Annotated in this window: 25 protein-coding genes; 21 read left to right on the top strand and 4 right to left on the bottom strand. The window is 52.5% G+C overall.

Annotated features, from left to right (window positions below):
* The first annotated feature begins 24 nt into the window (after positions 1-24).
* From ATORI0001_RS02415 to ATORI0001_RS02405, 3 genes are all read left to right on the top strand, one after another.
* The gene (locus ATORI0001_RS02415; RefSeq protein WP_003148339.1) at positions 25-3030 is read left to right on the top strand and encodes an FAD-dependent oxidoreductase; all 3006 of its coding nucleotides are present in this window, start codon (positions 25-27) and stop codon (positions 3028-3030) included.
* Between the two features lie 32 nt (positions 3031-3062).
* Positions 3063-3407 (top strand): hydrogenase maturation nickel metallochaperone HypA, encoded by a 345-nt coding sequence (locus ATORI0001_RS02410; protein WP_003148325.1) that lies wholly within the window; start codon positions 3063-3065, stop codon positions 3405-3407.
* A 112-nt stretch (positions 3408-3519) separates the two neighbouring features.
* Complete coding sequence (locus ATORI0001_RS02405; protein WP_003148399.1) at positions 3520-4398, top strand: GNAT family N-acetyltransferase; 879 nt, start codon at positions 3520-3522, stop codon at positions 4396-4398.
* Between the two features lie 6 nt (positions 4399-4404).
* Here the strand turns inward: ATORI0001_RS02405 and ATORI0001_RS07920 are convergent, their stop codons facing one another.
* On the bottom strand, positions 4405-4818 hold the full coding sequence (locus tag ATORI0001_RS07920; protein ID WP_162010738.1) for a hypothetical protein: 414 nt from the start codon (positions 4816-4818) through the stop codon (positions 4405-4407).
* Between the two features lie 69 nt (positions 4819-4887).
* Here ATORI0001_RS07920 and rpsL point away from each other — a divergent pair, with 69 nt between their 5' ends.
* The 17 genes from rpsL to ATORI0001_RS02320 all read left to right on the top strand — a co-directional run bounded on the left by rpsL (position 4888) and on the right by ATORI0001_RS02320 (position 15110).
* Complete coding sequence (rpsL, locus tag ATORI0001_RS02400) at positions 4888-5259, top strand: 30S ribosomal protein S12 (protein ID WP_003148259.1); 372 nt, start codon at positions 4888-4890, stop codon at positions 5257-5259.
* Positions 5260-5293: 34 nt separating this feature from the next.
* A complete protein-coding gene (gene rpsG / locus ATORI0001_RS02395) occupies positions 5294-5764 on the top strand; it encodes a 30S ribosomal protein S7 (protein WP_003148153.1) in 471 nt (156 codons plus the stop codon).
* Positions 5765-5790: 26 nt separating this feature from the next.
* The gene (gene fusA / locus ATORI0001_RS02390) at positions 5791-7887 is read left to right on the top strand and encodes an elongation factor G (protein WP_003148231.1); all 2097 of its coding nucleotides are present in this window, start codon (positions 5791-5793) and stop codon (positions 7885-7887) included.
* 41 nt (positions 7888-7928) lie between these two features.
* Positions 7929-8237 carry a 30S ribosomal protein S10 gene (rpsJ, locus tag ATORI0001_RS02385; protein WP_003148726.1) on the top strand — a complete coding sequence of 103 codons (309 nt, stop codon included), beginning with the start codon at positions 7929-7931 and terminating at the stop codon, positions 8235-8237.
* Positions 8238-9173: 936 nt separating this feature from the next.
* A complete protein-coding gene (rplC, locus tag ATORI0001_RS02380) occupies positions 9174-9794 on the top strand; it encodes a 50S ribosomal protein L3 (protein ID WP_003148332.1) in 621 nt (206 codons plus the stop codon).
* Positions 9795-9837: 43 nt separating this feature from the next.
* Positions 9838-10464, top strand: coding sequence for a 50S ribosomal protein L4 (gene rplD / locus ATORI0001_RS02375; protein ID WP_003148141.1), 627 nt, complete (start codon positions 9838-9840; stop codon positions 10462-10464).
* Positions 10464-10763 (top strand): 50S ribosomal protein L23, encoded by a 300-nt coding sequence (gene rplW / locus ATORI0001_RS02370; protein ID WP_003148299.1) that lies wholly within the window; start codon positions 10464-10466, stop codon positions 10761-10763. Before rplD ends, rplW begins: the two co-directional genes overlap by 1 nt.
* A 150-nt stretch (positions 10764-10913) precedes the next feature.
* Positions 10914-11750, top strand: a complete 837-nt coding sequence (gene rplB / locus ATORI0001_RS02365) for a 50S ribosomal protein L2 (RefSeq protein WP_003148337.1) — start codon at positions 10914-10916, stop codon at positions 11748-11750.
* 21 nt (positions 11751-11771) lie between these two features.
* Positions 11772-12032 carry a 30S ribosomal protein S19 gene (gene rpsS / locus ATORI0001_RS02360; protein WP_003148471.1) on the top strand — a complete coding sequence of 87 codons (261 nt, stop codon included), beginning with the start codon at positions 11772-11774 and terminating at the stop codon, positions 12030-12032.
* A 14-nt stretch (positions 12033-12046) separates the two neighbouring features.
* The gene (gene rplV / locus ATORI0001_RS02355) at positions 12047-12409 is read left to right on the top strand and encodes a 50S ribosomal protein L22 (protein WP_003148441.1); all 363 of its coding nucleotides are present in this window, start codon (positions 12047-12049) and stop codon (positions 12407-12409) included.
* 6 nt (positions 12410-12415) lie between these two features.
* Positions 12416-13123 carry a 30S ribosomal protein S3 gene (rpsC, locus tag ATORI0001_RS02350; protein ID WP_003148217.1) on the top strand — a complete coding sequence of 236 codons (708 nt, stop codon included), beginning with the start codon at positions 12416-12418 and terminating at the stop codon, positions 13121-13123.
* A complete protein-coding gene (gene rplP, locus ATORI0001_RS02345) occupies positions 13123-13548 on the top strand; it encodes a 50S ribosomal protein L16 (RefSeq protein ID WP_003148140.1) in 426 nt (141 codons plus the stop codon). The genes rpsC and rplP overlap by 1 nt, the downstream gene beginning before the upstream one ends.
* Positions 13548-13763, top strand: coding sequence for a 50S ribosomal protein L29 (gene rpmC, locus ATORI0001_RS02340; RefSeq protein ID WP_003148377.1), 216 nt, complete (start codon positions 13548-13550; stop codon positions 13761-13763). Before rplP ends, rpmC begins: the two co-directional genes overlap by 1 nt.
* A gap of 16 nt (positions 13764-13779) precedes the next feature.
* Complete coding sequence (rpsQ, locus tag ATORI0001_RS02335) at positions 13780-14046, top strand: 30S ribosomal protein S17 (protein ID WP_003148345.1); 267 nt, start codon at positions 13780-13782, stop codon at positions 14044-14046.
* 62 nt (positions 14047-14108) lie between these two features.
* The gene (gene rplN, locus ATORI0001_RS02330) at positions 14109-14477 is read left to right on the top strand and encodes a 50S ribosomal protein L14 (protein WP_003148475.1); all 369 of its coding nucleotides are present in this window, start codon (positions 14109-14111) and stop codon (positions 14475-14477) included.
* A 13-nt stretch (positions 14478-14490) separates the two neighbouring features.
* A complete protein-coding gene (gene rplX, locus ATORI0001_RS02325; protein ID WP_003148577.1) occupies positions 14491-14808 on the top strand; it encodes a 50S ribosomal protein L24 in 318 nt (105 codons plus the stop codon).
* 59 nt (positions 14809-14867) lie between these two features.
* Positions 14868-15110, top strand: a complete 243-nt coding sequence (locus ATORI0001_RS02320; protein ID WP_003148696.1) for a hypothetical protein — start codon at positions 14868-14870, stop codon at positions 15108-15110.
* 198 nt (positions 15111-15308) lie between these two features.
* On the opposite strand, the gene ATORI0001_RS02315 is transcribed toward ATORI0001_RS02320, so the two are convergent.
* Together ATORI0001_RS02315 and rlmKL are read right to left on the bottom strand one after the other, a co-directional pair.
* Positions 15309-17642 carry a KUP/HAK/KT family potassium transporter gene (locus ATORI0001_RS02315; protein WP_003148765.1) on the bottom strand — a complete coding sequence of 778 codons (2334 nt, stop codon included), beginning with the start codon at positions 17640-17642 and terminating at the stop codon, positions 15309-15311.
* 182 nt (positions 17643-17824) lie between these two features.
* Entirely contained in the window at positions 17825-20068 is a 2244-nt protein-coding gene (rlmKL, locus tag ATORI0001_RS02310) for a bifunctional 23S rRNA (guanine(2069)-N(7))-methyltransferase RlmK/23S rRNA (guanine(2445)-N(2))-methyltransferase RlmL (RefSeq protein WP_003148252.1), read from the bottom strand.
* A gap of 218 nt (positions 20069-20286) precedes the next feature.
* On the opposite strand from rlmKL, the gene ATORI0001_RS02305 reads away from it, so the two are divergent.
* A complete protein-coding gene (locus ATORI0001_RS02305) occupies positions 20287-22008 on the top strand; it encodes a phospho-sugar mutase (protein ID WP_003148677.1) in 1722 nt (573 codons plus the stop codon).
* Positions 22009-22093: 85 nt separating this feature from the next.
* Here ATORI0001_RS02305 and ATORI0001_RS02300 read toward each other — a convergent pair whose 3' ends face one another.
* Positions 22094-22942 carry a cysteine peptidase family C39 domain-containing protein gene (locus ATORI0001_RS02300; RefSeq protein ID WP_003148196.1) on the bottom strand — a complete coding sequence of 283 codons (849 nt, stop codon included), beginning with the start codon at positions 22940-22942 and terminating at the stop codon, positions 22094-22096.
* Positions 22943-22952 lie beyond the last annotated feature (10 nt).

Here is a 22952-nt window from a genome sequence, read left to right as displayed (position 1 = left end):
TCATCTGGCCAGATAGGAGAGGAAATGGCTGAGGAGATTCCCGTACGTGTAACCCCGCCCGACGGCAATCCTATGCGAGGAGATTTAACCGATGCGGAGATTGCGGCTCGCAATGTATTGCCTGTGACCAATCCCGCTGGCGAGGCCATCAAAAACATTAAAGAAAATCACATTACCGAAAACAAAGACGTGGTGTCCTACCGCAAATCAAATCCGAACGAACCCGGCCCTGCTGCCGATGAGCCTTTGAAACCCGGCGTTCTCCGTGAAGTTCAAAAAATCACCGACCGTCTTGGCCACAAAGTGACCAAGGATGATCCTGAATACTGGGGTATCGCATCGGTGATGACCGAAGAAGAAGCCGCCGTTACCAAGCACATGAAAGTGCGCGTGCCCATGACCTTCTCGGCACTGCAAAGTGCCACCGGTCTGGCGGCTCCAAAATTGCAGGAGCTTCTCGACAGTATGTCCCTCAAAGGCATTATTGAATACAACTGGGAAAACGCCGAGCGTGAAAAACAGTACGTGCTACCCATGTTTGTGCCCGGATCTGCTGAGTTTACCGTTATGAATGAGAGCCAGCTGGAGGAGCATCCGGAGATAGCGACGCTGTTTGAGCGTATGACGTATCTGCCGCTGAAAATGGCTACGAAGCTGGTGCCTCCGGGAGGTGCCGGCATAGGTATGCACGTGATTCCCGTTGAGCGTTCCATTGAGCAGGTTAACCATACGGTTTCGGTGGAGCATATCTCGCATTGGCTCAAAAAATATGATCGATATGCGGCAACGCCGTGCTCGTGTCGTTTGGCCGAGCGCGTCCGCGGCGATGGTTGTGCCGACGATCCCGAGGACTGGTGCATTGCTATCGGCGACATGGCCGATTATTGCGTGGAAACCGGCAAAGGCCACTATATCACCTACGACGAGGTCATTGACATTTGCCAGCGTGCCGAGAAGAACGGCTTTGTCCATCAGATTACCAACATTGACGGCGAGGATAAGATCTTTGCCATCTGCAACTGTAACGTAAACGTTTGCTATGCTTTGCGTACCTCGCAGCTGTTCAATACGCCGAACCTTTCCCGCTCGTCTTTTGTGGCTCATGTGGACGCGGAAAAATGCGTGGCGTGTGGCGGCTGCGTGGAGGTATGTCCGGCGGGAGCGCCTCAGCTGGGTCAGAAGCTTTCTACCGTGCACGGTCAGCTTACCTATCCTATGCAGGATCTTCCGGACGACAAGTTCTGGGGCGAGGCTGACTGGGACTGGAATTATAAGAACAACAACCGCATTGAGTGCCACGATACCGGCACCGCTCCTTGTAAAGTTGCCTGTCCGGCCCATATTTCGGTGCAGGGATATCTCCGTATGGCGGCCGAAGGACGCTATCGCGACGCCCTCGAACTTATCAAGAAAGAAAATCCCTTCCCGGCCGTCTGCGGACGTGTGTGTAATCGTCGCTGCGAGGCGGCTTGTACGCGTGGTACGGTTGACGAGGCCATTGCCATCGACGAAGTCAAGAAGTTCATTGCCGAGAAGGACCTTGAAGCAGAACATCGCTTTGTTCCCGAGCCGGTGATTCCTTCCAATCGCGGTCGCTTTATGGAAAAGATTGCCATTATCGGCGCCGGTCCTGCGGGTCTTTCCTGTGCTTTCTATCTTGCGGAGCGTGGCTATAATCCGGTGGTGTTTGAGAAAAATGCGCTCCCCGGCGGCATGATGGTCTACGGCATTCCTGCCTATAAACTCCAGAAGGACGTGGTGGCCGCAGAGATTGACGTCTTGCGTGAAATGGGCGTTGAGATCCGTTGTGGCGTTGAGGTGGGCAAGGACATCTCTTTGAACGATTTGCGCCAGGACGGTTTCAAAGCGTTCTATGTGGCCATTGGCTGCCAGGGAGGTCGCAAAGCCGGTATTGCCGGAGAAGACGCTGTCGGCGTAAGTACTGCCGTTGAGTTTTTACGGACGGCTCTGGATGATCTCGCACATGTGGTTTCCGGAAAGACCGTTGTCGTCGGTGGCGGCAACGTTGCCATTGACGCCGCTCGTGTATCCATGCGCTGCGGAGCTGATGCGGTGGCCATGTATTGCCTTGAGCAGCCCGATGAGATGCCGGCGCTTCCCGAAGAGATCGCGGAGGCGCGTGAAGACGGCGTTACCATCAATAACGGCTGGGGTCCGGCTGCAATAGAAACCACGGAAGACGGTCGTGTCCGTGGCGTTACGTTTAAGCGCTGCACGCAGGTGTTTGACGAAAACAAGCGCTTCTCGCCACGCTATGACGAGACCGACACCGTCTTTGTTGAAGCCGATAACGTGGTGCTTTCCATCGGCCAGTCCATCGAGTGGGGGAATCTGCTTGAGGGTGAGGCGGTGGAGCTGGGTCGCGGCAAGGGAGCCGTGGCTGATCCCAAGACGTACCAGACGGCGCAGCCTGATGTTTTTGTCGGCGGTGATGTATATACCGGTCCGAGTTTTGTCATCAATGCCATTGCCGCGGGTCATGAAGCTGCGGTTTCGCTGCATCGTTTTGTGCAAGCGGGGTCATCGCTTACCATTGGCCGCAATCAGCGCCATTACGTTGAGCTGGATAAAAGCGAGATTGCGCTCAATCCCGATTCGTACGATCATGCGGGTAGGCAGATTCCTGCGTGCGGAAAAGTTGAGAGTATTCGTCATAACTGGAGCGATGTCCGCAAGACGTTCACGCCTGAGCAGGTGCGCATTGAGACTGCTCGTTGCCTTAAGTGCGGTGCGTCCGTGGTTGATGCCAACAAATGTATTGGCTGCGGCCTGTGCACGACACGCTGCGAATTCGATGCGATACATCTTTTCCGAGACAACCCCGAGTGTTCCACGATGGTGCGTGCGGAAGACAAGAAAACAAAGATTCTGGGGTATATTGGCAAGCGAGCCGTTAAGATCATCAAGAATAAGAAGCGCAGCGAGAAATCCGCTAAGCCCGAGTCGCACGTGACCACTGATGAGCTTGGCAATCCGGTGCCGGCCGGCAGTACGGGCATTTCAAGCTGACGTTGATTTGGTGAAGGTATCAGGGACGGTTCATGCACGAGCTGGGCATTGCGTTTTACATTATTGATATGGTCGAAGACCTTGGGCGCCAAAATGACCTCACCTCAGTCGCTCGCGTAAAGTTGCGGCTGGGGGAGGTTTCAGGCGTCATTCCGTCGTATCTTCAAGATGTATGGCGTTGGGCGGCCGACCGCACCGATTTGATGCGCGCGGCCGAGCTTGAGATTGAGAGCGTACCGGCAGTAACCCGCTGTCTTGATTGTGATCGAACCTATGCTACCGTTGAATACGGCCGCACGTGTCCGTATTGCGCCAGCGAGAAAACCGAGCTTATCCAAGGTCAAGAGCTTGAGCTGGATGAGATCGAAGCCACGTGAGAGATTCTTGTAGTGAGAGATTTGTGGCATTTGTCCGCCGCGCATCAACAACCCTACTATCGTAAAATGTGATTGTCCTTCAACAAGCAAGCGCCAAGCGAATGGTGAGCTCGTGCTAAGACTGGAACGCATAAACGGAAAAAATGTATGGGACATCCTTGAACTCAAGGTGTCTGAGGAGCAGAAGGCCTTTGTTGCCGGCAACGACGTAAGCATTATCGAGGCCTATACTTCCATAACAGGAAATGGGCATGTATTTCCCTTTGGCATCTACGAGGGTGCCGTACCGGTGGGTTTTTTGATGGTCGGCTTTGGCGCGGACGACTGCTGGGACGACGCTCCGGCGATAGCCTATGGCAGCTACGATCTCAGACGTCTGATGATAGACGCAAAGCATCAGGGTAAAGGATACGGGAAAGAAGCCCTCAAACTCGCGCTGGAGTTTATACGCACCTTCCCGTGTGGCAAGGCAGATTATTGCTGGCTTTCCTATGAACCTGAAAATGAAGCTGCTCGGAATCTCTATCGTTCGTTTGGATTTGTTGAGACGGGCGAGAAGGACGGCGAGGAATTAATCGCCGTTTTGAAGTTAGCTTCAAATGTACCTGCAGGAATGTCTGGCAATAAGGAACTTCTCGCCAACGGCGCGGTATTTACTTCTGACAATGAAGAGCTTCTCGCCCAGTTTTTCCAAGCGGAAAACATGCGCGATTGGGAAACATACGAGACGTTCCTTGCCGAGGACGTTGTTTGGGAACTTAGAGAAGCTGGGAAAACTACGACAATCCGAGGCAAACGCGCATACATGAACCATATTCGCTCTGCGTACAAGGGGAGCGGCGCAACGTTTAGCTGTGAGAGCCTGTACATAGGAGCCGATGCTTCGTGTCTTGCCGCCATGCTTGTAAACGACGCAGGTATGCGTTCGTGTGATATGTTTTGGTTTGAAGACGAGAAGATCGTCTTTGAGCTTGAGGTTATTTTGGACTAAGTTGAATTAGCGGCGCTGCCTCGAATTAATAGTGCTGCCAAAATGACGCCAAGTTGGTACCGCCGGAACAGTGCTGCCAAAATAGCGCCAAGTTGGGCACAAGTTGCCAAATTTGCAGCAAGTATGGTTAATATATGCCAAACTTGCAGTAAGTATGGCAGTCCAAGCCATACTTGGCGCATTTTTGGCAGCACTACAAAGTTCGCGCATTTCCGGCAGCACTGGCAGCACGGACAGTTCCGGCAGTTCATCAAGAGAAGAGAACAGGCGCGCAAGCTGTACGACGAGAGGCACTTCTCGCCAACGACAAAACGTTTTCTTCCTGTGGTATGGATATTCTGTGGTATGGATACGCCCGGCAACGTGGTGTGTTGACGAGCAGCAAACATCGGCGTAAAGTTCTTCCTTGCGTAATTCCAAGGGGACAGTGCTGTGTCGCCTTTAGAATATGTAAAACTGCACGTAGATAGGTATAAGAAGGAGAATATCTTGCCTACTATCAACCAGCTCGTCCGCAAGGGTCGTATGAGCGTTCAGGCCAAATCCAAGAACGCCGCCTTGCAGCACAACCCTCAGAAGCGTGGCGTTTGCACCCGCGTTTTCACCACAACCCCTAAGAAGCCTAACTCGGCGCTTCGTAAGGTTGCTCGTGTACGTCTTGTCAACGGCATCGAGGTTACCGCCTACATTCCCGGCGAGGGTCACAACCTTCAGGAGCACTCCATTGTGCTTGTCCGCGGTGGCCGTGTCCGCGACCTTCCTGGCGTTCGCTACAAGGTCGTTCGCGGTGCATATGACTGCGCTGCAGTTCAGAACCGCGCAAAGGCTCGTTCCCGTTACGGCACCAAGCGTGCAAAGTAACCTCACTACTCGATTTAGTTCTTAGGAGATAAACATGCCGCGTCGCGCAGCAGCAGTACGTCGTGAGGTTATGCCTGACGCCGTCTATAACAACCGACTGGTTACCCAGCTCATCAACAAAGTTCTTCTCGATGGCAAGAAAGCTACCGCAGAGCGCATTGTCTACGGTGCCTTTGATATCGTTGCCGAGAAGACCGGCGAGGATGCTCTGACTGTTTTCAAGAAGGCTATGGACAATATCCGTCCTACTCTTGAGGTCAAGCCTAAACGCGTGGGTGGTGCTACCTACCAGGTTCCTATGGAGGTTAACTCTCGTCGCGCCACTACCCTTGCTATCCGTTGGATGGTTAACTTCAGCCGTATACGTAAAGAGAAGACAATGGCCGAGCGCCTTGCCAACGAGATCATTGATGCAACCAATGGCGTTGGTGCTTCCGTCAAGCGTCGTGAAGACCTCTTCAAGATGGCAGAGGCCAACCGAGCCTTCTCCCACTACCGCTTCTAAGTCGGAGATCAGGAGTATCTAATACAATGGCTAAAACCAAGTACAATCTGAAAGACCTCCGTAACATCGGTATTATGGCTCACATCGATGCTGGTAAGACCACCACTACGGAGCGCATTCTTTACTACACCGGCAAGACTCACAAAATCGGTGAGGTCCATGACGGTGCGGCAACGATGGACTGGATGGTCCAAGAGCAGGAGCGCGGCGTAACCATTACGTCCGCAGCAACCACCTGCTTCTGGAAGGATCACGTTATCCAGATCATCGACACCCCGGGTCACGTTGACTTTACCGCTGAGGTCGAGCGTTCGCTTCGCGTCCTCGACGGTGCCGTTGCCGTCTTTGACGCCGTTGCGGGCGTCCAGCCACAGTCCGAGACGGTTTGGCGTCAGGCAACCAAGTACAACGTGCCTCGTATCGCGTTCATCAATAAGTTTGACCGCGTGGGCGCCGACTTCTTCCACGCCATCGAGACCATGAAAGAGCGTCTGTCCGCTCCCGCAGTTGCGGCACAGGTTCCTATGGGTGCCGAGTCCAACTTCTGGGGCCTCGTTGACCTTGTTACCAACACGGCGTGGGACTTCAAAGAGGATGCAAAGGGCATGATTTACCCTGAGCCTCTTGATGAGATTCCAGCTGAGTTTGCTGAGATTGCTGCCGAGAAGCGCGAGGAGCTTCTTGAGGCTGCCTCCGACTTCTCCGAAGACCTCATGATGGCAATTCTTGAGGGAGAAGAGATTGACGTCGATGAGCTTAAGCGCGCTATCCGCGCCGGTGTTCTTGCTGGCAAGATGAATCCCGTCTTTGTGGGTTCTGCCTACAAGAACAAGGGTATCCAGGAACTTCTCGACGCCGTTATCGACTATCTTCCAAGCCCGCTTGATGTGCCTGAGATTGATGGCACCAACCTCAAGGGTGAGGAAGAGGTACGTCACGCAGACATCAAAGAGCCCTTCTCGGCACTTGCCTTCAAGATCATGACCGACCCGTATGTTGGTAAGCTGACCTACATTCGTGTCTATTCCGGCCAGGCTGAAGCAGGCTCGTATGTCTATAACTCCGTCAAGGACGGTCGCGAGCGTCTGGGCCGCATCCTTGAGATGAACGCCAATGACCGCGTGGATCGTGAGGAGTGCTCTGCCGGCGACATCGTTGCCTGCGTTGGCTTCAAGAACACCACTACGGGCGATACCCTTTGTGACGAGAAGCACCCCATCGTGCTTGAGTCCATCAGCTTTGCCGACCCTGTCATTGACGTTGCTGTTGAGCCTAAGACCAAGGCTGAGCAGGAGAAGATGTCCGTGGGTCTGGCTAAGCTTGCCGAGGAAGACCCAACCTTCCAGGTTCACACGGATCACGAGACCGGCCAGACTATCATTGCCGGTATGGGTGAGCTGCACCTTGAGATCATCGTTGACCGTCTCCGCCGCGAGTTTAAGGTTGACTGCAACGTGGGTAAGCCGCAGGTTGCTTACCGTGAAACTGCCGGTAAGGCCGTTACTCATGCTGAGGGCAAGTTTGTCCGTCAGTCCGGTGGTCGCGGTCAGTACGGTCATGCCGTCATCGACATGGAGCCCAACGAGCAGGGTAAAGGTTACGAGTTTGTCAACGCCATCGTTGGCGGCGTCGTGCCCAAGGAGTACATCCCCTCTATCGACAAGGGCATTCGTGAGGCGCTCAACAGTGGTGTCATTGCAGGCTATCCCGTTGTGGATATCAAGGTTACCCTTGTTGACGGCTCATACCATGAGGTCGACTCCTCTGAGGCAGCATTTAAGATTGCCGGTTCTATGGCAATCAAGGACGCTCTCAAGAAGTCCGATCCGGTACTGCTTGAACCGGTAGAGTCTGTAGAAGTTGAGACTCCCGAGCAGTACATGGGCGATGTCATGGGCAATCTTTCTTCTCGCCGTGGCAAGATTGAGGGCATGGAGGATCGCCGCGATACCAAGGTCATTCGCGCAAAAGTGCCTCTCGGCGAGATGTTCGGTTACGCAACCGACCTGCGTTCCCAGACCCAGGGTCGTGCAAGCTACACCATGCAGTTTGATTCTTACGAGCCTGTTCCTAAAGCAGTCCGTGATGAAATCGTCGCCAAAAACGGCGGTTCCGAGTCCTAATAACAACCACGAGCTCAGGCTCATGTATGGAGGTACCTAAAGTGTCAAATCAAAAGATCAGGATCCGCCTCAAGGGCTATGATCACGAGGTTGTTGATCAGTCTGCAAAGCTGATTGTCGATACAGCCCAGAAGAACGGCGCACGCGTGTCCGGTCCCATCCCTCTGCCAACCGAGCGTAACCTGTATACGGTTATCCGCTCACCGCACAAGGATAAGGATTCCCGCGATCAGTTTGAGATGCGTACACACAAGCGTCTTATCGACATCCTCGACCCCAACTCCACTACGGTTGATTCGCTGATGCGTCTTGACCTTCCCGCTGGTGTTGACATTGAGATCAAGCTCTAAGCAAGCGGCGTAATCCAGAAATCGCAAAACCCTCCCGCATCACGTGGGAGGGTTTTTGATTTTTGCGCGAGACACCGGGAACTCTTTGATTACCTTGGTGCTGCCAAGAGGGTGGTGCCAAGAGGGTGTTGCCAAAAATGCGCCAAGTTGGGTCGTCATAATGGCGCTGCCAAACTTGCAGCAAGTTGGGCACGATTAACCATACTTGCAGCAAGTTTAGTTAATATATGCCAAACTTGCAGTAAGTATGGCAATATAAGCCATACTTGGCGTATTTCTGGCAGCACTAGGCAGTATGATTATGCTCGTAAGGTCTTCTCGCAATCGTTGAAATTGCGTATCAACGGCTGTCTGCAAATCCGCAGGCAGCCGTCTTGCTTTCGTGGTGGTTTTCTCGTGACGTAGGAAATTGGTACCAAACTGGGTGTTTAGTGGTGATTTGATTCACCACTAAACGCTCAAATCCGAGAAAAACCACCACTAAACATCGTTTTTACGGAAAAACCACCACTAAACAGTTGATTTCCGGCAGATTCCAGAAATTCTCGTTTAGTGGTGAAATAGGTCACGAGGTGGTGAAATGGCGCCTGTCGCAAAAGTGAGAGCACATACGAGAATATACGCGCGAGCACACACAAGAATACACGTGCGAATACACACGAAAATACACGATAGATACGCCCGGCAGCGGGGTTTGACCTCGCAAAACACGCGGCGAGAAGACCGTGCAAATGGAATCTGCAGCTACAGCATCACATTTTACACACGAATTTGAAAAATTTCCTTGTAAAAGATCTCGAACAAGCGTAAAGTAGACAAGCTGCTCGAATGGGACAGGTATGTCTAAAAGCAGCATAGTACAGGAAGTGGTCCGCTGGGGAGGGGCATCCGATATGCCCATAAGGGTCCCATGACCACCGAGAGTTAGGAAAGAGCATGGTGAATACCATCCTCGGCCGCAAGCTGGGCATGACCCAGGTATGGGATGAGAACGACAACGTCGTTCCCGTTACCGTTATTCTTGCTGGCCCCTGCACGGTCTCGCAGGTAAAGACTGCAGAGACAGACGGCTATGATGCCGTACAGATCGGATTTGGTGACATTTCTGAGAAGCATGTCAACAAGCCAATGGCCGGTCACTTTAAGGCTCAGGGTGTTGAGCCTATGCGTTACCTCCGCGAGGTGCGCGTTCCTGCTGGTGAGGAGCACAAATGCGGCGACACTGTTACCGTTGCTGACTTTTCTGAAGTCACAGCTGTCGACGTTATTGGTACTTCCAAAGGTAAGGGCTTTCAGGGCACAATCAAGCGTTGGAACTTCTCCCGTGGTCCTATGACACACGGTTCTCGTAACCAGCGCCGTCCGGGTTCCATTGGTCAGTGCGCATACCCTGCGCGTGTTCGCAAGGGTCTCCACATGTATGGTCACATGGGTGCAGAGCGCGTGACTGTTAAGAACCTCAAGCTGGTTCGCGTTGACGCTGAGCAGAACCTCATGCTTATCAAGGGTGCTGTCCCCGGCGGTAAGAACGCTCTCGTCCAAGTCCGCATGGCTTAAGGGCCGCTTTACAAGCAAACACTTAGGCTAACAAGGAGACAACATGTCGAAGTATGAGATTAAAAACACAGAAGGCAAGAAGGTCGGCGACGCTGATCTCTCTGCTGACGTGTATGGCATCGAGCCAAATATCCCTGTCGTGCATCAGGTTGTAACCTGCCAGGCTGCATCTTTGCGTCAGGGTACCCATTCAACCAAGAACCGTCACGAGGTGTCCGGCGGCGGCGTGAAGCCGTATCGTCAGAAAGGCACCGGTCGTGCTCGTCAGGGCTCAATTCGTGCCGGCCAGTGGACCGGCGGTGGCGTTATTTTTGGACCTACGCCACGCTCCCACGCACGTCGCGTTAACAGCAAGATGGTTAAGCTTGCCATGAGGTCTGTCCTCTCCGGTAAAGTTGCCGATTCCGAGCTTGTTCTCGTTGACAACTTGGAGTTTGATACGCCTTCTACCAAGCAGGCAGTGGCTGTTCTGAAGGCTCTTGGCCTTGAGAATAAGCGCGTTACCCTTCTTGTTCCGGATGACGACATCAATACCTACCTGTCCTTCCGTAACCTTAAGAAGGTCAGCATTTTTGGCGTCTCTGAGGCAACAACCCGTTCGCTTATCGATAACGCCGCACTTGTCATGTCTGCAGATATTGCCAAGCAGCTTGGGGAGGTGCTTGCATAATGAACTCCGCATATGAAGTTATTATTCGCCCGATTGTTTCTGAGCGTGCGTATGATTTGATGAGCGAGGGCAAGTATACCTTTGAGGTTGCAAAGTCTGCCGGTAAAGAGGAGATTGCCGCTGCCGTGGCAAAACTCTTCAACGTCCACGTGACCAAGGTTAATACGCTGTCAGTAAAGCCAAAGAGTAAGCGTCTGCGCTATCAGCAAAAGGGTAAGACCCGCAGTTGGAAAAAGGCAATCGTGACGCTTGCTGAGGGCGAGCAGATCGAGATTTTTGCAAATCAGTCTGCTGAGTAAGTACGTTCGGTTCTTTTACCCGCATATAGCACATGTAGATATGCGGGTTTGTATGGCGCTTAAGTAGATACGCGCGGCGCCGTGGTTGTCCGGTGTCAATCCGCTCATTCCCAAACGGGCTGGCCAACGGATGAGAAAGGGAAAGATTTTATGGCAGTTAGGCACATAAAGCCAACAAGCGCAGGCAGGCGCTTCCAGACAATCTCTGACTTTGCAGAGATTACGACTGATAAGCCCGAGAAGTCACTTCTCGAGCCCCTGCCAAAGAAGGCCGGCCGTAACAACAACGGTCGCATTACTACTCGCCATCAGGGCGGTGGCCATAAGCGCCAGTATCGTCGCATCGACTTTAAGCGTCGTAAGGATGACGTACCGGCAAAGGTCGCTACGGTTGAGTACGATCCAAACCGCTCTGCACGTATTGCTCTTCTGCACTACGTTGACGGAGCAAAGTCGTACATTCTGTGTCCTCAGGGACTAAGTGTTGGTGACACGGTTGTTTCCGGCACAAAGGATGTTGACATTAAGCCCGGCAACTGCACAACGCTTGAGCAGATCCCCGTGGGTACGCTCGTGCACGCAGTTGAGTTCCAGCCCGGCAAGGGTGCTGCAATGGCACGTTCTGCGGGAACGTCCGTACAGCTTATGGGTAAGGATAACGGATATGCCGTTTTGCGCCTTCCGTCCTCCGAGCTGCGCCGCGTGCTTCTCACCTGCCGCGCCACCATCGGCGAGGTCGGCAATGCCGAGCACTCCAACATTGTGATCGGCAAAGCCGGTCGCGCACGTTGGGCCGGCGTACGCCCCACGGTTCGTGGTACGGTCATGAACCCTGTTGACCACCCACACGGCGGTGGCGAAGGCAAGAATCACACGTCCGGTCGTCCTTCCGTTACCCCGTGGGGTAAGCCGACCAAGGGTTATAAGACCCGCGATCCGAAGAAGGCTTCCAACCGTCTGATTATCCGTCGTCGTAAGTCAAAGTAAGACACGAGTAGGAGTAGATTTATGAGCAGAAGTCTCAAAAAAGGCCCCTTTGTGGAGACTCGCCTCCTTGAGCGTGTCACTGCAATGAACGAGGCCGGCAAGAAGGACGTCATCAAGACTTGGTCACGTTCTTCCACCATCTTCCCCGAGATGGTTGGTCATACGATCGCCGTTCATGACGGTCGCAAGCACGTTCCTGTGTACATCACCGAGTCCATGGTCGGTCACAAGCTGGGCGAGTTTGCCCTGACCCGCACCTTCCGTGGTCACAAGGCCGACTAGGGGGAGTATCATACATGGCTAAAAATACCGATTCACTTGAGGTTCGCGCTACGGCAAAGTATGTGCGCGTCGCCCCTCGTAAGGCACGTACCGTTATCGCTTTGGTACGCGGTAAGTCTGTCGAGAAGGCCCTCGAGATCCTTCAGTTCTCAACGCGCGCAGCCGCCGTTGACATCGCAAAGGTTTTGCGCTCCGCTGTTGCTAATGCTGAGTACAACAATCACCTGCATGCTCGCGATCTTGTCGTCAAGTATGCCTACGTTGATGAAGGTCCGACGCTTAAGCGTATCCGTCCCCGTGCAAAGGGTTCGGCTTCACGCATCAATAAGCGTATGAGCCATATCACTGTTGTCGTTGCACCTCGAAAGGAGGCGTAGGAACATATGGGTCAGAAGGTTCAGCCTACAGGCTTCCGTCTTGGTGTAACTGAGAACTGGCGCTCTCGTTGGTACGCCGATAAAAACTACGCCGAGAATCTCGGCAACGACCTTGCAATCCGTTCATATCTTGAGAAGCGCCTTGAGAAAGCCGCCATTGCACGTATTGACATTGAGCGCGCTGGCGATAAGGTCAAGGTCACTATTTTCTCAGCCCGCCCCGGTATTGTCATTGGCAAGAAGGGCGCAGAGATTGACGGACTTCGTGCGGACCTTGAGCGCGTTGCCAAGGTTGGCAAGGGTCAGGTTAACGTTGATGTTATCGAGGTTAAGCGTCCTGAGCTTGACGCAAACCTTGTAGCAGAGTCTATTGCCGAGCAGCTTGAGCAGCGCGTTGCATTCCGCCGCGCCATGCGTAAAGCGGTTCAGTCCGCCCGTAAGGCCGGCGCCAAGGGTATCCGTATTCAGTGCTCCGGTCGTCTGAACGGCGCTGAGATGGGTCGTCGCGAGTGGTACCGTGAGGGTCGCGTGCCTCTGCACACCCTTCGCGCTGTTGTCGCCTATGGCACCGCAACGGCTCGCACCACAATGGGCGCCTGCGGCATCAAAGTTTGGATCTATCTCGGCGAGAAGATGCCAGGTCAGCCCGCACCAAATCCGGCTCTTGAAGGTTCTTCTCGTCCTCGTCGCCGCAATGAGAGGAGGGGCCGTTAATGCTTGCACCTAAGCGTGTTTTGCACCGTAAGGTTCAGCGTGGTTCCATGAAGGGCCAGGCAAAGGGTAACACCCGTCTGCACTTTGGTTCTTGGGGCATTCGTGCGGAGGAGGCTCACTGGATTACTAACCGCCAGATTGAGGCTGCTCGTATTGCGATTACCCGTGAAATGAAGCGTGGCGGTAAAGTTTGGATTACCATTTTCCCTGACAAGCCAGTTTCAAAGAAGCCGGCAGAAACCCGCATGGGTAAGGGTAAGGGCAATCCCGAGGAATGGGTTGCTGTTGTCAAGCCAGGTCGCATTATGTTTGAGATCGATGGCGTTTCTGAGGAAGTTGCTCGTGAGGCACTTCGTCTTGCACAGCACAAGCTTCCCATCAAGACCAAGATTGTCACCCGCGCCGATCAGGACGGGGAGGAATAATGAAGTATACGGACATCAAAGCTATGAGCGATGACGAGCTCACAAAGAAGCTCGAAGAAGGCCGTGCAGAGCTCTTTAATCTTCGTTTCCAGATGGCAACCAGCCAGCTGGATAACACGGCCCGCGTTAAAACGGTCAAGCGTGACATTGCTCGCGTTCAGACCGAGATGCGTACCCGTCAGATTGCTGCGGAACAAGCCGCAGATCAGAATTAGTCGCAGGAGATAAGTTATGGCAGAGACCGAAAGCAGGAATGCGCGTAAGGTTCGTACCGGAACCGTCGTCTCAATCTCTGGCGAGAAGACGATCACGGTTGAGATTACCTACCGCAAGCACCACCCTAAGTACGGAAAGATGATGACTATCGGCAAGAAGCTTCACGTCCATGACGAGAAGAACGAGGCTGCTCTGGGCGATAAGGTCCGCGTTATGGAGACCCGTCCTTTGTCTAAGACCAAGCGTTGGCGTCTCGCTGAGATCGTTGAACGTGCTAAGTAAGTAACATTCGTTGTTTCTTGCGCCTGTATGGCGCAAGAAATTAGGTTCCGGAGGAACGTCACATGATTCAGATGGAGACCATGCTTAACGTCGCTGATAACAGCGGCGCAAGGCGCGTAAAGTGCGTCAAGGTCCTTGGTGGCTCCAAGCGTCGTTACGCCGGCCTTGCCGACGTCATTATTGGCGCTGTTCAGGAGGCAACTCCAGGTGGTTCGGTGAAGAAGGGCGACATCGTTCGCTGCGTTATCGTTCGCACCGCTAAGGACACCCGTCGCAAGGACGGTAGCTATATCCGCTTTGATCAGAACGCATGCGTTCTGGTTGACAAAGAGGGTGAGCCTAAGGGTACCCGTATTTTCGGGCCCGTCGCGCGTGAGCTGCGTGACCACAAGTACATGAAGATCGTCTCACTCGCACCCGAGACGCTGTAAGGAGGACTGACAGATGCCTAAGATGAAGATCAAGAAGGGCGACACGGTCGAGGTCCTCACCGGTAAAGATAAGGGTAAGCGCGGAGAAGTTCTTCGTGCTCTCCCAGAGGACAACAAGGTTGTTGTTGAGGGTGTCGCTATGGTTAAGCGTCACATGAAGCCCAATGCAGCAAACCAGCAGGGCGGTATTGTTGAGCATGAGGCAGCAATTGATGCTTCCAACGTTGCTCTTATCGACCCTAAGGACGACAAGCCAACGCGCGTTGGTTATGCGTTCAAGGAGGACGGCACCAAGGTGCGCGTTTCCAAGCGTTCAGGCGAGGAGCTGTAAGTTTCTTCTCGCTTTTGCAGCAGAATAATGACCGAAAAACCACTCCAAAGAGTTTTGGAGTGGTTTTTATTTTGCGTGAGTGGCTTGAACTCTTTGATTGCTTTAGTGCTACTAAAAACAGAGCTGCCGGAAATACGCCAAGTATGTCTTGGACTGCCATACTTACTGCAAGTTTGGCAGCGCTAGGCAGTATGATCATGCTCGTAGGCCTTCTCGCTTTACTTTGCCGTAACCTTGCTGTGGCTGTTGAATTTACGTATCAACGGCTGTCTGCAAATCTGCAGACAGCCGTCTTGTTTTAAGGCCTTAGCCTGTTGAGCGCGAGTAACGCGCGAAACATAAAACCACCCGCTGTGCGGGTGGTTGTGATTTAAAAGTTTGATGACTTAACTGGGGCTTTTTAAATTCGGGGCAAAAAAGTCACTCCAAAGCAGAAATCCTTCATGTGTCTTCTCTATCGGAGAGAGCCTTTGTTGCCGCTAGACCTGTTGCCGTTAGACTTACTCAGAATCAAGCGTGCCGCCTGCAGTTTCGCTGTCGAGAAGCTCCTCGCCTTCAGTCTCGCCTTCAACCTCGTCAACCTCGCTGCCTTCGTCTTCGTCCTCCTCATCGAGCTTCAGAGGCTTGAAGCTTGCGGTGTCACCGCCAACAAGGTTATGAACGGCGGCAGCATTTTCAATGCGGTCCTTATGCATGGCAGCAGAGAAGATGTCGTCATCTTCCTCTATTTCTGCAATACGCTCATGTTGCTTCTCGGCTTTTAAAGACATACCCATGTCAGGAGTTGCCTCAAGCGTTACTCGGGTAAGCTTGTGTTCACGCTTAACCTTGGAGAAGAGTGGAACATACTCAAAAATGACATTTGAGTTTTCAAGACCATACCAACGAGCGGGGGAGCCGCAGATGCGACGAATGAAGTACTTCAGCTCAAGACAGCGCTTATCAAAACCAGAAATGTCGGTTTCGGGGGCAAGCACTTTTCGCAAGAGACAGAAACGGAAGTCGCCTATCTCCGAATGCTCACGGTAGATTGAATACTTGTGATTTTGTGGCGCAAGCTGACCGCTGGCGATAAGGTCGCCAATGATCTGATAAAGGTAGGTGTTGATGCGCTGGTTTTCTTTGAAGCCTAAGCGGATTGTAACTTTAAAGAGGAAATCAGTCCCGAAGTCGTTAATAACAAACTCTCGGGTATTGGGCTTATCGGTAACGGAAATGTTGATAAAACAATATGTCCGAGCTCTCTTGGGACGCTTATCCAGGATAGAGTAGAGAATGTCGCGGTCGAGCTTGTCAAAGGATGAGTCGTTGGTGAGAAACACCAAGTTATCGGCAAGCAGAGAATAATCGTTGTCTTGAGAAAGGCTCTTGAGCTGGTCAATATACTTATTAACCGGCAGGTACACGCTCTGTGTGTGCTCAATGGCAGTGCCACGCCGCCAAACAAACATAACAATGAAGATTGCGGTGGCGAGAAATACCGTGACATATCCGCCGTGGAAGAACTTGGTCAGGCTCGAGAAGAAGAACATTGCTTCGATGGCGCCAAAGAAGATTAAAAAGACGACGGCCGCCAAAGGGTTTTTGCGAATACGAATGAGATAGGTGTAAAGCAAAATGGTGGTCATGAGCATCGTTACCGTGATGGCCAGGCCGTAAGCGGCTTCCATGTGCTCGGAGCTCTGGAAAAGAAGTACAACGCCAATGCATCCGGCCCACATAATGGTATTAACCAAAGGAATATAGATCTGACCCTTTGTTTCTGAAGGATAGTTAATCTTCATGTGAGGCATAAGATCCAGGCGAACAGCCTCTGAAACAATGGAATACGAACCGGTAATGAGTGCTTGTGAGGCGATAATGGCCGCAAGAGTGGAAAGTATTACGCCAAAAGGTCGGAGGGTATCGGGGAGCATCTGGAAGAATGGATTGAGATCGTTGATAGCGTTGAGGCCTCTATCGGTGTGGTTTGAGATAATCCAAGCTCCCTGGCCAAGGTAGTTGAGAATAAGGCACGTCTTAACGAATGGCCAAGAAACATAGATATTGCTCTTGCCAACGTGGCCCATGTCGGAGTACAGAGCCTCGGCGCCTGTCGTACAAAGAAAAACGCTGCCCAAAACCATCAAGCCGGCGGCGTTGAGCTTGCCGTCAAACAAAAAGGTAATGCCGCGCAGGGGGTTTAAGGCGCGAATGACGGAAAGATCGGCACCCATATTGACAAGGCCGGTAATACCCAAGAACAAGAACCACAAGGTCATAACGGGACCAAACGCCTTACCAATACGTGAGGTTCCTGCCTGTTGCATGGCAAAGAGTGAACAAAGAATGATGATGGTAATTAAAACAACCGTTTGTTGGTTTGTGCCGATAAGTGCGTACATTGCAGGAATGGTGCGCAAACCTTCAATGGCGGTTGTTACCGTAACTGCGGGTGTGAGAATACCGTCGGCCAGAAGCGCTGCTCCTCCGATCATGGCCGGAATAATCAACCATTTCGCACAGCGTTTGACAAGACTGTACAAGGCAAAGATGCCGCCTTCGTTGTGATTGTCCGCTTTCATGGCGATAAGAACGTATTTAACGGTAGTAATAAGGGTCAGAGTCCAGATGATGAGGGAAAGCGCGCCAAGGATGACATCGGTGTCCATCGTAAAGAGGCCACCGTTGCCTGCAATGATTGCCTTTAAGGTATACATCAGGCTAGTGCCAATGTCACCGTACACAATACCAAGCGTTACAAGCACCATGCCGGCACTGAGCGGCACACCAGTTGATTTACGTAGGTTTTTACGACCGGCAAGAGCGGCGGGAGCCGACTTTTGATTACTCATGTATTTCCTCTCAACAACCATAAAATGGCAGTTTAGATACCTACTTAGGATAGTCCAATCGAGCAAAGATGACCAGCCTTTGCGCGGTTGGGCGAGTTGCAAGTGTTTGGGACATATCGATACGCGCTCGGTGTCCGCTCATTGCGGGTTGGGTGAGCGCGTTTGGATACAGCCAAACTCAGCTATTTTACTCGTGTGACGCGATAACAGTGATGAATTTTTTGGTTTCGCGCAAAATCTTCCGGAATTGTTTCTTTTGTGATGTCCTCCAAAGAAACTCCTGCACGCTCGATCTTCTCGACATCCGGTTTGAAGGAACGTAAATTGCACGAGAAGAGCGCTACTCCGCCACGGGTAAGTAAGCGCGAGATACCGATGATAAGCTCGGCATGGTCGCGCTGTACGTCAAAAGAAGCTTTTTTCATACGAGACGAGTTGGAAAAAGTCGGAACATCGCAAAAAATTACGTTCCAGCGGTTTTTGGAACGACGCTGTTCCGTAATCCACGTGAGTGCATCGGCTTGGACAAACTCATGCTCTTGTCCGTCGAAGCCGTTCTGGCACATATTGCGCCGTGCCCATTCCAAAGAAGGTTTGGAGAGGTCAACGGTAGTGGTATGAAGAGCGCCTCCGTCAGCGGCGTAACACGTGGCCGTGCCCGTATAGGCAAAGAGGTTAAGGAAACTCTTGGCAGTACCGGCTGTCTTCATCATCTCTCGTATCATGGCTCGCGTCTGACGATGATCGAGAAAGATACCGCAGTCAAGATGTTGAGAAAAATCGACTTCAAAGGTCAGTCCTCCCTCGTCAATAAGGAGCGTCTGTTTGTGTGCGTAGGTGGGCGCTTCACCCTCACTGACATATTGAGAGCCTCCCTTGGCTCGCGTTCGGATACGCAGGTTAACGTGGTGAGGCGGAACTTCAAGTACTTCGGGAGCAATGGTGAGCACGTCAAGCAGGCGTTTTTTTGCCAGCGTTGCGTCAATGTCGTGCGGTGCGGCATATTCGGAAATCTGCAGCCACCGCTTGGAAGAGGTGCAACCCTGATAGAGATCTATGCTGACCGCGTAGTCCGGTAAGTCGGCATCGTATATGCGGTAGCAGCTGATATCTTCACGTTTTGCCCATCGAGCGCGCAGCTTCGCAACCTTTGTAAGCCGCGCACTGAATTGATCGGAAGCACCAACAAGCACCGGGAGCTGTTTTGCACGGACCGTAACCGTGGGAGGAAGCTCAAAGTTTTTGGTCGCAGCATAGGTACGTATGCCGGCAGGAGTCTTGCCGACAAGAACGTTGGTGACGGAGGAACTTTGCTGACCGAGTGTGGTATCGGAAGTTTCATCCAGTGACAATACGGTAGCTTTCGTGCCAACGAAGTGTGCAAGTGCCGAAAGCGCGCTCCCTTGTACGGCAAGGTTGTGACCAAACCACGACATATCCGCAACAATCCCACCGTCTGTGGTATGCTCCGCAAGCTCTTTTGGCGACAAGAACCTAAGGCTGGCAGAAAGACCTGATGCCCGAAGGGAATGTCGTGCGGCAACGTCCGCTTTGGGACGTGTATCGGAGATGCATACTTCAAGGTTCTTCTCGCACGCGTTTGCACGATACGTAGCCTCATCAATAAGCTCGCTCCAGACCTTGCTGTCATGGCCGACCCAGCCAAGCATTCCCCATCTGGTGCGGAGAAGGCCCGGCGCGCAGTCGCTCCGTATGCCAACGAGCTCATGTACCAGGGAGCCTGCACCGGAAAAAAGAATGGAGGGCGTCGCGGCTGCTGCTTCATAAGCAGGGGTTTCCAGAGACTTTCCGCCATGCTTTTCGCTACGGTTTCCTCCGTAGATACCATGAGCGGCGAGAAGGGCTGCGGCGTAGTCTGGTCGCAGAGGCGCAAGGTTTTGCGTGAGCGTACGTCTTGAGATAATGCCGCGTTTGAAGAGGGGATCTCCTGCAAGGTCGATGCCTAAGGACGCATGCGTTTTTGTAATCCGCACCGTGACGGTGACATCCGGAAAATCCGTGTTAACCATGGGTCTGCTACCGCGTTTGGCAATCAGCTGGTCAACAATGGCATCTTTTACGCGAACGGCGGTGAAATGAGCGTTTCTGAGTTCGCTATTGGTTCCGTGTGCGTTAACCGCAAAAGTTGCGTGCGGGGAAATGTGTGCCTCCCAGTCAATCTCAGAGACCCCTGCATACAGTTCGTCTGCCTGTGTTGCGGACATACGGCCCAACACGAGAACAACGCGAGAAGCAAGGCGGCTCCAAAGACAGACACGATATGCGTCCGCAAGTGTCCCTCTAAAGGAAACCTGCCCGCTCAGAGGACGTATTTGAGAGATGGAAAGCCTTGATAATTCGCACCCGAGGAGTTGCTCAAAACCCTTGGGACATGTTGCAAAGAACTCTTGAATATCTGTTGTCATCGGGACACCCTTCGCCCGTCAAGAAATATTGGCATGTTGTTCCAATACGCTTACGTTATTACCGACTCCCATTTTCTCATGAAAGAGAGGCTTTCTGTCTGAGAGCTTTACAGGAGATAAAAATACCTCTGTCAGAGCTTTTCCACGGAGGGTTATTTAGCATAAAATAAAGAGAAGAGAGCACATTGAAAACAATGTCTGCATACAAAGGAGAAGCAATGGATGCAAAAATTCAGGCTGCGGTCGATCTCTGGAATGCCCAGGTAAAAGAAGGCGATTTGAAATCTGAGCTTACAACACTGCTTGCTCCCGAGAATGCAGATAAGCTCTACGATGCATTCTATCGCGATCTTGCATTTGGAACGGCAGGTCTCCGTGGCGTACTTGGTGTGGGCACCAACCGCATGAATGTGTATGTTGTGGCTCAAGCAACACAGGGCGTCGCAGACTACCTCAATGCCCACTATGAGCATCCCTCACTGGCGCTTGCCCGCGACTCCCGTAATAAGGGCGAAGACTTTCAGCGTGTGGCTGCCGGTGTTTTAGCGGCTAACGGCATCAAAGTATATGTGTATCCCCGCATTGAGCCGGTACCGACGCTTTCATTTGCGGTGCGCTATCTTCATACGTCCGCAGGTATCGTGCTTACGGCTTCGCATAACCCCGCCGTCTATAACGGTTACAAGGTTTATAACGACAACGGTGGTCAGATTACTGACGAGGCCGCGGCGGAAATCTCTGCCAATATCGCACGCGTTAATCCCTTTGACGTAAAGATAATGGACTTTGATGAGGGTCTCGCGCAGGGTCTCATTGAATGGACCTCCGAAGAAGTTCTCGACAACTTCATTGCAGCCATCAAGCGCGTTTCCGTTCCGGGCTTTAAGGCTGCCGACGGATACAAGGTTGTCTACACGCCGCTTAATGGTACCGGTATGGAGCTTGTTACCCGTATTTTGAAGGAAATCGGCGTGCATGATGTGGCCGTTGTTCCGGAACAGGCAGAACCCGACGGCAATTTCCCAACGTGCACCTATCCAAATCCAGAGTTTCGTGAGGCTTTGGAGCTTGCGCTTCGTCTTGCCGATACGGTCAAGCCCAATTTGTTGGTTGCAACCGATCCTGATGCGGACCGTATGGGTACGGCAATTCCGCATGATGGCGATTACGTGCTGCTCTCCGGCAATGAGATGGGCGTGCTCCTTCTCGATTGGTTGCTTTCAATGGCAGAAGAGCGCGGCGAGAAGCTCAATGAGAAAGTAGCGGTTTCTACTATCGTTTCGTCTGCGATGCCCGACGCTTTGGCGCGTGCTCGTGGTTTTGAAATGCGCCGCGTGCTTACGGGCTTCAAGTATATTGGCGATCAGATTGATCAACTCAAAGCCGAAGGCGAGGAGAATCGTTTCCTTATGGGCTTTGAAGAATCGTATGGCTATTTGGTGGGTACGCATGCGCGTGACAAGGACGCTATCGTAGCCACGATGCTCTGCGTTGAGATGGCATCTTACTACGCCGCAAAAGGCATGGATTTGTATGAAGCAATGGATGCTTTATATCAGCGGTATGGATATTATCTCAATGGCGTGGTAAATGCGGCGTTCCCCGGTGCTTCCGGCGCGGAGCGTATGGCCGAGATAATGGGCAACCTACGCGAGCATCCGCTGAAAGAGCTTGGTGGCTATGAGGTTATCGGTATGACCGATTATGCAACGGGAGCACAAATGCCGCGTACCTCCGGTCTTCAGAAAGAAGCCCCCCAGACGTTGCCGTTCTCGAATGTGATTGAGTATAGGCTGCAAGGAGACCACAAGGTTATTTTCCGTCCTTCTGGTACGGAGCCCAAGGTCAAGGCATATCTTTTCTCGCTCGGAAAGACGCGCGAAGAGGCAGAGGCTCACCTTACGGTTCTAAGTGCCGCTGCCGAGAAGCTCTTGAAGTAGCAAGGGATTCTTGAGACAGCTTGTAATTGAGACAGTTAAAGGCTCCCTCGGGAGCCTTTAACTTGCTTTTTATGACAGATCTACGTTATTCTGCAGATTCGCTCGCGCTGACTACGTAGAGCGTTTGTGTTGCTGCGGCGACGGTGGCAGAGTCCCACGGATGGCTGGAAACCTCAGGCGAGGTGGGATCGTATACCATGACGGAGCCGTCGGCATTTTCGCTTGCGATAAGAACCCAGTGAGCAGGAGCGTTATCACCAAAGGCATTTTCCTTTACCTCTGCCAAAAGATATGTACCTTGGTCAAGAAGGGCATTGATGTTTGCGGCGGAGGAGTCATAGCTCTGCGCGCGGAGCTTAAGGTCATCCAGGTGGTTCTCAACGAAATCGCTGTGCATTCCTGAGTCTCCGGTAGCATCGTTTGCTTTCGTAACCAGTTCTGCAATATCTGCGGGAGTCTTGTCGCCTTTGCCGGTGAGTCCCATATATGCCATGGAAAGGGCAGTGGGGCCGGAGCCGTTTACGGCCAGAATCGACGAGCCAAAGCTTACGCCGCCCCAACGAGAATCCCACGTAAAGAGTTTTGGAGCGGTGCCCTTCTCGATTGTTTCTTCATACGCACTTGCCTTACCGTCTGAGGACGGGTAGTTTGCCACAAAGTCAATGGCTTCGGGATGCTTGAGAGCAAGCTCGGGAATCTTAGGGTCTTTGTAGTCGGCTGCGTGCTCGGCAATCCACTTGAGGTTTTCGCCTTGATTAAGGGCAGTGCTGAACTCTTTGGTGAGATCTTCACTTACTCCTGCGGCAACACGTGAATCCACGGGGTTCTTCTCGACTTCTGGAGCAGCTTTTTTACTGCATGCATGTACGCAGCTTGAAATTACAAATACCAAAAGAAGAACCAAAAGAATGCCTAAGACGCCCACAATCAGCATACGGCGCTGG

Source organism: Lancefieldella rimae ATCC 49626 (assembly GCF_000174015.1).
GTDB lineage: Bacteria > Actinomycetota > Coriobacteriia > Coriobacteriales > Atopobiaceae > Lancefieldella > Lancefieldella rimae.
Note: the sequence above shows the minus strand (reverse complement) of the source record. Positions and strands in the feature narration are given on the sequence as shown.